This is a genomic window from Rothia sp. 110740021-2, assembly GCF_054263775.1.
Genome location: NZ_JBSZFE010000002.1, coordinates 141,152 through 153,758, shown reverse-complemented (window position 1 = coordinate 153,758; position 12,607 = coordinate 141,152). Strand labels below are relative to the sequence as shown.

The window sequence follows — 12,607 nt, the reverse complement described above, 5'->3', positions numbered from 1 at the left end:
GTAGAGGTTAGAAGAACATGGGAGCGCCCCGTCTAACCGGCATGCCCCAAGTAAATGCTCGCCGTGCAGGTTGCCATAATATGGCATATCTGCACGGCGAGTGCGTTTGCCCCGTAGGGGCGGCATAGCTCACAATTAAGGTATGACTTCAACGGTGAACTATGCATCTCAGCGAATTGTAATTATTGGTGGTGGCCCCGGTGGCTACGAGGCAGCGATGGTGGCTGCCGCATCCAATGCGGACGTGACTCTCATCGAGCGTAATGCCATTGGTGGCTCCGCCGTTCTGACTGACGTTGTACCCTCTAAAACCCTGATTGCTACGGCGGATATGATGACCCGCTTCTCCGAGGCGGGTAGCTTGGGCATTGAAAATACCAAGGGTAAGGCTCCGCAGCTTCGTGTTGATATGGACCGTGTGAACCGCCGAGTCCGCGACCTGGCTCAGCAGCAGTCTGCCGATATCAAACGTGCTCTGGCTTCTGCGGGCGTGAAGATTATTCACGGTACCGGTAAGCTCCTGGACCGCCACACCGTTCAGGTGACCGATGAGGCGGGTCTGGTCTACCCCCTGCAGGCGGACTTTGTGTTGCTGTCGGTGGGTACGCATCCGCGTGAAATGGCGACCGGTATGCCTGATGGAGAGCGCATCCTGACCTGGACTCAGCTGTACAACCTGTGCGAGGTTCCTGAGGAGCTCATCGTGATTGGTTCGGGTGTGACTGGTGCGGAGTTCGCCTCTGCATATAACGGTCTGGGTTCTAAGGTGACCCTGGTGTCTTCGCGTGACCGCGTGCTTCCCGGTGAGGACGAGGACGCAGCCCGCGTGCTGGAGGACGTCTTTGAACGTCGCGGGGTGCAAGTGATGCCGCGTTCTCGCGCGTCTGCTGTTGAGCGTACTGAGGACGGCTCCGGTGTCATCGTGACCCTGTCCGATGGCCGTAAGGTCTCTGGCACTCACTGCCTGGTGGCTATTGGTTCGATTCCGAACACTGAAGATTTGGGCCTGGAAAATGCTGGTGTTGAACAGACTCCGAGTGGCCATATTAAGGTGGACGGCGTGTCCCGCACGAGCGTGAACAGCATTTACGCCGCTGGCGACTGCACGGGCGTGTACCCGCTGGCTTCCGTGGCTGCAATGCAGGGACGTATCGCTATGGCACACATCCTCGGTGACGCGGTGCGCCCGCTGCGCACTGATAAGGTTGCCGCAAACATCTTCACCTCTCCGGAGATTGCGACCGTAGGTGTGGGCGAGAAGGACCTTGCCGAGGGGGCGTACCGTGGCGATGCAGTGACCCTGCAGCTGAGCACCAACCCGCGTGCGAAGATGATGGCGATGCGCGATGGATTCGTGAAAATTTTTGCTCGCCGCCACTCCGGCACCGTCATCGGTGGCGTGGTGGTTGGTCAGCGCGCCTCCGAGCTGATTTACCCCATTGCCTTGGCTGTGGAGAAGAAACTCGCGGTGGATGATTTGGCGGATACCTTCACAGTCTACCCCTCGCTCTCCGGCTCTATTGCTGAGGCGGCACGCAAGCTGCACACTCGCGGTCTGTAATCTGTGCAGATGAGGCACTGAGCCGGACTTAGCATCTCTGAAGGTCCAGTATCTCTGCGCGTATAAAAGCGGTGGGTGCCGCCTCCTGAAGTTCTAAGATTCAGGAGGCGGCCCCCACCGCTTTGCTGTAGAGACGCGTTAGCTCCGCGAAGTTTTACTTCGTGGTGCTGACAGCGTTCATGTCCACATCACGGGTTTCGTGAGTGAGCAGGATGAAGACAACGCTCAGGATCGAAGCGAACGCCAGGTAACCGCCTACGGCAGCCACACCGTAGGAGGTGTTCAGCCACACTGCCACGAACGGGGTCAGCGCCGCACCGAGGATGGACGCCACGTTGTAGGCGATACCGCTGGCGGTGTATCGCACGTTGGTGGGGTACAACTCCGGCAGGTATGCGGACATGGAACCAAAGGACAGACCCATCAGGCACATACCGATGAAGATGAAGAAGGTGACCACTGCGACGTTCGCATTCTGGCCGGTGCCGACAACGGAGGGGGAGATGAACAGGCCGAAGCACAGACCGAAGACTGCCATCGCGATGGTGGTCCACAGCTGCTGGGTGCGGCGGCCGTACTTATCGGCCAGCCAACCCGAGATCGGGATGAAGATTGCGAAGCCGATGATGGAAATCAGCTGAATCACAAGGAACTCTCGGTAGGGGATAGCCAGACCGCCCTTTTCAACCTTGCCGATACCGTAGGAAAGAACCCACGCTGTCATCAGGTAGAACAGCACGTAGCATGCAACCATGATGAAGGTACCCTGAATCATGGGCCACCAAGCGACCTTGAACGCCTCAACGAGGGGGGTCTTAACCTTCTCGTTGTTAGCGGCAGCCTTGGCGAAGACGGGGGTCTCCTCCAGCTTAAAACGCACGTACAGGCCGACAGCGACCATCACGATGGACATCAGGAACGGAATACGCCAACCCCAGACGAGGAAGGGATGATCAAGGGTCTTACCGTCGGTCGCGGAGTTGAAGGAAATCCAGCTGGTCAGCAGCAGCATGAAGCCGTTTGCAAGCACAAAGCCGATGGGTGCGCCCAGCTGAGGCCACATAGCGGCGCGGGCACGCTTGCCTTCCTCAGCATATTCGCTGGCGAGTAGTGCTGCACCGGACCATTCACCACCCAGGCCCAGGCCCTGGCAGAAACGCATAATGGTTAGCATAGTCGGTGCCCACAGACCAATCTGGTGGTAGGTGGGCAGCAGACCGATGATGAAGGTTGCCAGACCCATAGTGAGCAGCGCACCGACGAGGGTTGCCTTACGGCCAATCTTGTCGCCGAAGTGGCCGAAGATTATTGAACCGAGAGGGCGCGCGATGAAGGCAACGCCGAAAGTAGCGAAGGACGCCAGAAGTTCAGTGGTTGCGTCCTTCGAGGGGAAGAACAGCACAGGGAGCACAGCCACGGCTGCGGTGGCGTAAATGTAGAAATCGTAGAACTCGATGGTGGTACCAACGAGCGAGGCAAGAATAACTCGACTACGAGGAGTCGTATTCTTCACCGATGCAGCAGACGCTTTCGTGTCAGGTGCAGAGGCGCTCATGAGGAAAACTCCCAGATGGTGAATTTGTGTGTACACAAGGAGCCTGAGGTAGGTGTTCCATGACCGTTCAGCGCGGGATGCGGGTGTGCTGTAGACGCGTACCGGGGGCCGTAACTGCACCGGGTGGGGTGCGGTGGGCGCTGGATTCTGAAAGGCTCCTCTAAAGTGCAACATTATAACTCTGTTCAGAAAAAGCCCAACAAATGCAGTCACTATCTGGACGTAATCACAGGGGTTAGTCGCGTAAATCCCATAGAAACAGAAGAGAGCACATATGGAGAATCCCCCGAAAGGGTACGAGGTAATACCTCAACCCTTCCGGGGGATTTGTATAGCCTGGAGCGCTCGCGAGGGTGCTGAAAGGTCTTACTTGATGGTCGCCAGCACCGTACCGGAGGTGACGGTATCGCCAGCCTTAGCCGACAGACCCGAAACCTTACCCGCCTTGTGCGCGATAATGGGCTGCTCCATCTTCATGGCCTCCAACACCAGAATCAGGTCGCCTTCAGCGACGGTGTCACCGTCAGAAGCGGCAACCTTCACAATGGTGCCCTGCATGGGGCTGGTCAGCTCGTCACCGCCACCCTTCGCGGCGCCGCGCGCCGAACGGGACTTGCGGGTTTTGGACGCGGACTTAGCGGCAGGCTTCGCGTTACCGCTCAAATCGGGCAGAGATACCTCCATGCGCTTGCCGTTCACCTCAACGACCACGGTGGTGCGTTCATCCTCATCGGAGCCCACGCTACCGGGTGCACCAGAGTACATGGGGATGGTGTTGTTGAACTCGGTCTCAATCCAGCGGGTGTGCACCTTGAAATCGCCGCCCTCAGCCGGCGCGAAAGCGGGATCATTCAACACAACGCGGTGGAACGGAATGACGGTGGGCATACCCTCAATAGTCAGCTCAGCCAAGGCACGGCGGGCACGCTGCAGAGCCTGCTCGCGATCCGCTCCGGTGACAATGAGCTTAGCCAGCATGGAGTCGAAGTTACCGCCGATAACGTCGCCAGCCACGAAGCCGGAATCCCAGCGAACACCGGGTCCGGTGGGTACGGTCATCTTCTCTATGGTACCGGGGGCAGGCATGAAGGAACGGCCCGCATCCTCACCGTTAATACGGAACTCGAAGGAGTGACCGCGCAGAACCGGGTCCTTATCCTCAATCTTCTCGCCGCGGGCAATGCGGAACTGCTCACGAACCAAATCCAGGCCGGAAATCTCTTCAGAGACGGGGTGCTCCACCTGCAGTCGAGTGTTCACCTCCAGGAAGGAGATGGTGCCGTCGGTACCGACCAGGAACTCACAGGTGCCAGCACCCTGGTAGCCAGCCTCACGCAGAATTGCGCGGGATGCCTCGTAGAGGCGCTTGTTCTGCTCATCACTCAGGTAGGGGGCGGGTGCCTCCTCGACAAGCTTCTGGTTACGGCGCTGCAGGGAGCAGTCACGGGTGGATACCACCACAACGTTGCCGTGCGCATCCGCCAGGCACTGGGTCTCAACGTGGCGGGGCGAGTCCAGGAAGCGTTCAATGAAGCATTCGCCACGGCCGAATGCTGCGGTGGCTTCACGAACAGCGGATTCGTACATCTCGACGATGCTTTCACGGTCACGGGCAACCTTAATGCCGCGGCCACCGCCACCGAATGCGGCCTTCACCGCGATGGGCAGACCGTGCTCATCTGCGAAAGCAACAACCTCATCGGCGGACTTGACAGGGTCCTTAGTACCGGGCACCAGGGGAGCGCCCACCTTCTGCGCGATGTGGCGGGCAGCCACCTTATCACCCAGCTGGGTGATGGACTCGGGGGAGGGGCCAATCCAGGTCAGACCAGCGTCAATGCACTTCTGCGCGAACTGTGCGTTCTCAGAAAGGAAACCGTAGCCGGGGTGTACAGCGTCAGCACCGGAGCGGCGAGCGATTTCAATGAGCTTGTCCATCACCAGGTAGGACTGTGCCGCGGTGGCTCCGCCGAGAGCGTAGGCTTCATCGGCAAGCTTTACATGCTGGGCGTCGCGGTCGGGGTCAGCGTAGACGGCGACGGTCTGCAGGCCCTCATCACGGGCCGCACGAATCACGCGGACAGCAATTTCGCCGCGGTTAGCAATCAGAATCTTGCTGACCGGGCCAGTATGGCGGCCGGGGACTGCAGTAAATTTCTTGGGGGTTTCTGCCTGGTGCTGAGTCACTTAAAGCTCTCCTTTAATCTCCTGCTCCAAGGATACATTGGCAGGATTGGCGAATATAACGCGCATCATACTGTTCTATCTTATCGATTGGTGTTCAATAATGTGTATTTCAGGGCGCGCTTTGAGACAGATTTATATGATTACGCTGGATCTAATTCCTCGTCTTGGGCTGCTATCCACAACTCGGTTACCGCAACTTCGCGGCGGCGCAGCATATCGCGTAGCGCGTGGATGGATAAGCCCACCACCGTGTGGAACTCACCCTCAATACCGCGAATAAATGCCGAACCGTAGCCGTCCAGGGTAAAGGAACCGGCTACCCAGAGCGGCTCACTGGTAGCAATGTACGCCTCAATTTCTTCGGGGCTGAGCGTATCGAAGTGGACGGTAGCACTGCGCAACTCAGAAACAGTGGGTAGGTCAGAAGTAGCGGGTAATTCGGCACCCAGCTCAATGCCACGCAAATCCACGAGTGCGTGACCGGTATGCAGCACACCGTAGTTGCCGCTCATTGCGCTGATGCGCTCACGTGCCGCCTGAGCAGTGTGAGGCTTACCGTAGGCAACCCCCTCAAACTCGAAGACCGAATCGCATCCCAGAACCAATGCATTGCGTACACCCTCGGCGGCAAGTTCGGCGGCAACTGCCTGCGCCTTCAGTTGCGCCAGCAGGGAGGCTGTTTCAGCCGGGGTGAGTCCTGCCCGTCCCTGCGCTCGTGCCTGGTTGTTGGCGGCGGTGAGCGCGGCGTCCTCATCTACGGAGGAGACGCGCACCGTGAACACGATGCGCGAGTCTTCCAGGAGCTTGCGGCGCGCCGGAGAGGCGGAGGCAAGAATCAGTTGGGTTGATGAAGCACTGGTAGTCATGGGTTCTATTTTAGAGTGTTGCCGGCGAGTTTTACTCTCGGGTGCAGATTGAGGGTCACTAGGTGGAACCCTCCGCCGGTGTATCAGCGCTGAATACGGGCCCTAGGAGTAATCTGAGGGCGTGATCTGCGGGAGGGGAGGGCCGGAGCGTCGAGCTCGGAGGGTATAAAAAAGAGCGTGTCCCATCCCCCTCAACCACGTAGGAGATGGAGCACGCCGCTCAAAATCATAACTCTTCTCAAGAATTAACGAAAAGAAGGGTCGATCGTGATGTTTTATGACGTTTGGCGAATGTATTTTGCCCATGCTGGGGGCATAGACGGTGGAGAAGCAGCACGGCGCTAAGCAGTACCGCCTAGCGCCGTGTGTGAGCCTCAGCCAGATTAGCGGCGTGCCGTCTCCTCCACCTCGTGAAGTCGCTGCGCCTCGCCGGCGATGCGCTCATTGTAGAATTCCTGAGTCACAAAGCCACCCTCCAAACGGGGAGCGTTGTAGAGATCCTCATCCAGGATGCCCTCGCGGCGAGCCACAATTGCGGGAACCAGAGCCTGACCGGCAACGTTCAGAGCGGTACGGCCCATATCAACAATCGGGTCAATCGCCAGGAGCAGACCCACACCGTCCAGCGGCAGACCCAGAGTGGAAAGGGTCAGGGTCAGCATCACGATAGCGCCGGTCGTACCGGCAGTCGCAGCCGAACCGAGAACGGATACCATTACAATCAGCAGATACTGGGTGAAGTCCAGTTGAATACCGTAGAACTGAGCCACGAAGACCGCGGCAAGAGCGGGGTAAACCGAGGCACAACCGTCCATCTTGGTGGTCGCACCCAGCGGAACGGCGAAGGATGCGTAGGCGCGGGGAACACCCAGGTTGCGTTCGGCAACGGTCTGAGTCATCGGCATCGAACCCATCGAAGAGCGGGACACGAAGCCCAGCTGGAGCGCCGGCCACACGCCAGAGAAGTACTGGCGGACCGACAGGCCGTTCGCGCGAACAATAATCGGGTAGACCACGAGAAAGACCAGTAGCAGGCCAATGTAGAGGGCGATGACGAACGCGACCAGCGAACCCATTGACGCCCAACCGTACGCGAACACTGCCTTAGCAATCAGACCCACGGTACCCAGCGGTGCCAGGCGAATAATCCACCATAGAATCTTCTGAATAATCTCCAGAGCGCTCTTGACCACGTCAATGAACGGCTTGGCTGCCTCACCGACCTTGAGCGCGGCAATGCCGACCACGCCGGAAATGACCAGGATCTGCAGCACGTTGAAGGATGCCGAGGCGGTGATGCCGGAATCACCGGACTTAGCGCTGACACCCAGACCCAAGAAGTTCACCGGAATCAGACCGGTCAGGAACGCGGTCCATGACCCGGTCGAGCCGGTGTACGCCTTGCCCTGCACCTGCGCGCCCACGCCCGGCTGAACAAGCAGGCCCATCGCAATACCAATGAGCACTGCGAAGAACGCGGTAATCGCAAACCAGATGAGCGTGTTAACCGCCAGACGCGCCGCGTTAGTCACCTGTGACAGGTTAGAGATGGAGGCGACCACGGCGGTGAAAATCAGCGGAACAACAGCCGCCTTCAGCAGGGTGATGTAGGAGGAACCAATGGTATCTAAGGTCACCATGAGCCAGTTAGGGTTGCTCTTCGCGTCCCCGCCCAATGCGAGAGCGAGCGCGCCAAGAACAATACCCAGAAGGAGGGAGGCAATGATTTGGTTGCCGAAAGAAGTAGCCCACTTGGGTAGACGTGAACGAGATGCTGCATGCGGTGTAGACATGTGGCATACTCTAAACCTTTTGCGTACTCCGGCGCGAGTTTGTGTGAAGAAGTATTGCAATCCGGTGCAGTATAGGGTATGTGTGACGAATCGTGACCTTCCGGCGGCACCTTTCGGCAGTGCATCCAACAGCACATCTACCAGTGTGTCCACCAGTGCTGCCTGCTGCGCCAGTAGGCAGTTAGATCGGCTGATAGTTAACCGGCAGTCACCGCAAAAGCAAAAAGAAAGGAAACAACTGCGCAACATGCTGGGAAGCTTGCTGAGATTTTGCCGTCAGCTAATAATCCGAAAGCTAGAGCTTGATATGCTGGAGCCACACCGGTAGTCCGGCGAAAGTCGCCGGATGATGCTGTATTCACTCAGTTTTATATACGCGCTGAGTAATACGCCACGCACCACCGTTCAAGGAGAGATGCATGAGTTCTGCTCCCCAATACCCCGGCGGAACCACCACCCCTAACGTTCCGAAGAAGCCCGGCAACCGCATGGAAGCAGTTGCCAACTTTGCTACCCGTGCCGCACAGACCTCTGCCCAGCAGGCCCTGAACCTGGGTGCAACCCGCCCCGGCATCGCCAAAATGATTGCCGTAGCTGGCGCTGGCGTGCTACTGATTGGCGGTGGCATCTTCGCCTACAACTCCATGCACCAGGAAGAGAACGCATTCCTGTCGCAGGGTGAAGAGTACGCCCGCGTCTGCCAGGACGCGAAGACCGCCCTGCGCGTGGAAGATAGCGAATGTGAGAAGGCATGCGTTCAGGAGCCGACCGAATCGCCTTCAGGCTCTTCTACGGAGTCCTCAAGCTCTTCCGGTTCTTTTGGTTCCTCTAGTTCCTCAGGTTCGACCACCACCCACAGTAATTCGAATGCGTTCCTCTGGTACTACCTGGGTCGCCAGAGTGCTGCGAACTCCACCGGTACCCCCATGGTTCCCGGTGTGGGTACCAGGCTCTCCGGAGGTAGTACTACCCGACCCAGCAACGGCACCGTCTACAGTGGCGTTTCCTCTAAGGGCGGTAGCTTTGAAGACTCCTACCGCAGCGCGAAGAAGTCCTCCACCATCTCCTCGGGCAAGGTGACCGGCACCAACAACTCCGGTAAGACCTCCTCGGTGCGTAATAAGACCACCGGCTCGGTCTCCAGCGGTAAGCAGGGCACCAGCAATAGCGGTAGCACCGGCTCCTACAGCAAGTCGAACACCTCCAAGTCGGGTTCGTCCTCGAAGTCCGGCAGTAAGGGCGGTTTTGGCGGCGGCTCCAAGTCGGGTGGCGGTACCTCTGGTGGCTAAGCCATAAACCATCACACTGAATGCGGGCAGGGACTGAACGGTTCCGCCCGCATTTTCCTCACTATTTTCCAATCACTATTTCGAAGGAGCCTAGCCCCTCATGCGCCGTGAAGAATTTCCTGTCGGTCGACCCGACTGGGAGAACGTCATCATTGAGGAAGGCCTCACATACAGCGTGGACGGCCCCCACGACACCGACCACTATTGGAACGAATACGCCGCCTACATTTTCAGTCCGCAAGAAATGGACTTCCTGCGTGCCCAGGCGGAAGAAATGCACCGCATATGCCTGGAAACCGTCGAATACATTGCCTCCGGCGCGTTCGGTACCCTCGGTCTGCCGCAGGCGGCATTCAACCTCGCCGTAGAATCCTGGAACCGCCGCGACGCCGACTTCTACGGCCGCTTCGACTTCAGCTACTCCGGTGTGCCCGGAGACCCTATGAAACTGCTCGAATACAACGCAGACACCCCCACCGGCATCGTGGAGGCGGCAGTCAGCCAGAAAACCTGGGCGAAAGATCAGCGCCTCGACACCCGCGGCTACGCCCACTGGGGCGAAATCGGCGAAGCCTTCACCAACCGTTGGCGCCATATCTTCGCAGCCGAAATTGCCGCCGGCGTGCAGCCTGTATTGCACCTGGCGCATGTGACCGCTGAGATTGATGAGAATAACGAGGACTACAACAACCTCTGGCTCATCGCCTACGCGGCACAGCAGGCGGGCATCAAAACCCACATGATTCCCATCGACGAAATCATCTTCAACGATGAAACCAAGAGCTGGGAAGATGCCTACGGATGCGCCATCACCAACCTCTTCAAGCTTTACCCCTGGGAAGACCTGGTCACCGACAGCGATGCAGGCTACGACAAGCTCCTCTTCGCCTACCATGGCGCTGTGCAGCGCTGGATTGAGCCAGCGTGGAAGATGTTCCTCTCCAATAAGCTGCTGCTCGCTGCGCTCTGGGACAAGTACCCGGGCCACCCGAACCTCGTACCCACCTACGCGGGCCACCGCGGCGGCATGCGTAACTGGGTTCGCAAGCCCATCTTCGGGCGTGAAGGTGACGGCGTAGAAATCTACGCCCCCGACTACGACGTCTTCATCAAGCCTGAAGACGACGATTTCTTCGCCAGCGCTCCCGAAAGCGAATTCATCTACCAGGAGTACATTCCGGCACCGCACTACGAAGGGATTATCAATCCGGTCAGCCACCCCATCCTCGGCGTGTGGGTGGTCGACGGACGCACCGTAGGTGTGGGCATCCGTGAATCAAACGGCGCGCTCACCGACTACTGGTGCCGCTTTGCCCCGCACCTGGTGGATCTGAACGACTCTACCGGCATGGGATTCGACACCACCGACCCCCGCACCGCAAACTTCGGATAGCCCCCAGAAGATATAATCCTCAGAAGACACGAAAATACAGCGAAGTCCCCGCATCAGCCGCAAAGCTGGAGCGGGGACTTCATCTATAGAGTTCCTCATCGAAGACTCTAGCTCAGAGATTCCAGATCAGAGGCTCCAGAGATCCACTCGCCGAGGAACGAGCAGACGAGGGGCTACTCGTCGTCCTCATCATCGTCATCCTCAGTATCCAGAGGAAGCATCATCTCGTCGGTCAGGGCGCGGCGCAGAGTGTCCAGACCCACCGAACCAAGCAGAAGCGCACGTGTGTGGAACGCACGCATGTCATCGCCGCGGTGCAGAGCCTGATCGCGTAGCTCCAGCCAGAGGCGCTCGCCAATCTTGTAGCTTGGTGCCTGACCCGGCCAACCCAGGTAACGCAGGAACTCGAAACGCTGCTGACCCTCGGACTCGTCCAGGTTCAGCTTCAAGAACTCGTAACCCAGGTCAGAAGTCCAGATGGTGCCCGGCTCAACGCCCAACTGCTCAGCCCACTCATCGGGAATCGGCATCTCGCAGTGAACACCAATATCGAAGACCACGCGAGCGGCACGCATACGCTGAGCGTTCAGCATGCCCATGCGGTCACCCGGATCCTTCAGATAGCCCAGTTCCTCCATGAGTCGCTCGGCATACAGTGCCCAGCCCTCACCGTGACCGGAAACCCACAGCATGTTTGTGCGCCAGGAGTTCATGGTGCCCTTCAGAGCCGTAGCGATAGCGATCTGCAGGTGGTGGCCCGGAACACCCTCGTGGTACACAGTGGAGGTTTCACGCCAGGTAGTGAACGTGTCCTCACCCTCGGGAACCGACCACCACATGCGTCCGGGGCGCGAGAAATCGGGGGAGGGGCCGGTGTAGTAAATACCGCCCTCATTCGTGGGCGCAATGCAACACTCAATGCGGCGCATGGGGCCGCCAATTTCAAAATGAGTATCCGCCAGGTTCTCTACCGCAGTGTCGGCGAGCTTCTGCATCCACGCCTTCAGCTCATCGGTGCCGTGCAGCTGACGTGCCGGATCCTCATCGAGCAGCTGCTTCGCACGCTCAATGCTTGCGCCCGGCTCAATCTCTTCGGCAACCTCACGCTGACGAGCAATAATGCTCTCCAGCTCCTTCACGCCCCAGGCATAGGTTTCGTCCAGGTCAATGGTGGTACCCAGGAATGAACGGGAGTGCAGGCTGTACGCCTTACGGCCCACAGCGTCGCGGGAGGGCGCGACCGGCTGCAGCTTCTCCACCAGGTAGCTGTTGAGGCAGCGGTAGCCTTCCTTTGCAGCCTCGGCACCGGCGGCAGCCTCATCCTTTAGGGAGGGCACAGCTGCGGCAACTTCGGTCGCAAGCTCGTCAAAGAAACCACCGGGAGCATAGTATGCGGCGGTCTGCTCAATGACAATATCCACCTGGCGGCGCGGGGCAACCTTACCCTCTTCACGAGCCGCCTCAAGAGTCTGGATGTGGCCCTCCAGCGCCTCGGTCACGCGGTGCATACGACCAATAATGTGCTCCCAATCCTGCTGGGTATTGCGCTTCATCAGGTCAAAGACTGAGCGCACCTCCTGCGGGACGGAGGCAATATTGTTCATCTGCCAGCCACCAAAGCCAGCCTTGTACTGCTTGCGATACAGGCTCAGACGCTCCTGCAGAGCATCCAGGGTGACCAGGTCAACGTCATCAACAGGCAGGACGTTATCGACCTTCTTCAAAGTCTTCTTAGCAAGGCGCGCAAAAGCCTTCTCCCCGGCGGGTGAGTAGTCGGGATACAGCGTCTCTACACCTTTACGACCAAGCTCGGTTGCCTGGACGGGGTTCAGGTCGAGGACCTTTTCAAAATATTCGTTAGCGATCTGATCGACGTCGGTCAGCGAGCGCTTCAATCGGTAGATGCTGGGAAGTTCCTGGTAAGTGCTCATGTTCATATCCTAACTCAGGGGTGTGCCTTCAA

The 12,607-nt window shown here is 58.5% G+C and carries 8 protein-coding genes; 3 read left to right on the top strand and 5 right to left on the bottom strand.

All coding sequences use genetic code 11. The features are described from left to right. The first annotated feature begins 142 nt into the window (after positions 1-142). Positions 143-1,561 carry an NAD(P)H-quinone dehydrogenase gene (locus tag ACUXHH_RS06605; protein ID WP_458391074.1) on the top strand — a complete coding sequence of 473 codons (1,419 nt, stop codon included), beginning with the start codon at positions 143-145 and terminating at the stop codon, positions 1,559-1,561. 154 nt (positions 1,562-1,715) lie between these two features. On the opposite strand, the gene ACUXHH_RS06600 is transcribed toward ACUXHH_RS06605, so the two are convergent. From ACUXHH_RS06600 to ACUXHH_RS06585, 4 genes are all read right to left on the bottom strand, one after another. Next, on the bottom strand, positions 1,716-3,116 hold the full coding sequence (locus ACUXHH_RS06600) for an MFS transporter (protein ID WP_458391073.1): 1,401 nt from the start codon (positions 3,114-3,116) through the stop codon (positions 1,716-1,718). 366 nt (positions 3,117-3,482) lie between these two features. Further along, positions 3,483-5,303, bottom strand: coding sequence for an acetyl/propionyl/methylcrotonyl-CoA carboxylase subunit alpha (locus tag ACUXHH_RS06595; protein WP_279741983.1), 1,821 nt, complete (start codon positions 5,301-5,303; stop codon positions 3,483-3,485). A 140-nt stretch (positions 5,304-5,443) separates the two neighbouring features. After that, positions 5,444-6,169: a Maf family protein gene (locus ACUXHH_RS06590; protein WP_279741984.1), complete on the bottom strand. Its 726-nt coding sequence runs from the start codon at positions 6,167-6,169 to the stop codon at positions 5,444-5,446. A 383-nt stretch (positions 6,170-6,552) separates the two neighbouring features. Continuing rightward, positions 6,553-7,962: a dicarboxylate/amino acid:cation symporter gene (locus ACUXHH_RS06585; protein WP_279741985.1), complete on the bottom strand. Its 1,410-nt coding sequence runs from the start codon at positions 7,960-7,962 to the stop codon at positions 6,553-6,555. A gap of 419 nt (positions 7,963-8,381) precedes the next feature. Between ACUXHH_RS06585 and ACUXHH_RS06580 the strand changes: the two genes are divergently transcribed. Continuing rightward, the gene (locus ACUXHH_RS06580; protein WP_458391072.1) at positions 8,382-9,251 is read left to right on the top strand and encodes a hypothetical protein; all 870 of its coding nucleotides are present in this window, start codon (positions 8,382-8,384) and stop codon (positions 9,249-9,251) included. 100 nt (positions 9,252-9,351) lie between these two features. Beyond that, the gene (locus tag ACUXHH_RS06575) at positions 9,352-10,644 is read left to right on the top strand and encodes a glutathionylspermidine synthase family protein (protein WP_279741987.1); all 1,293 of its coding nucleotides are present in this window, start codon (positions 9,352-9,354) and stop codon (positions 10,642-10,644) included. A gap of 173 nt (positions 10,645-10,817) precedes the next feature. Here ACUXHH_RS06575 and ACUXHH_RS06570 read toward each other — a convergent pair whose 3' ends face one another. Next, entirely contained in the window at positions 10,818-12,575 is a 1,758-nt protein-coding gene (locus ACUXHH_RS06570) for a DUF885 domain-containing protein (RefSeq protein WP_279741988.1), read from the bottom strand. Positions 12,576-12,607: the final 32 nt, after the last annotated feature.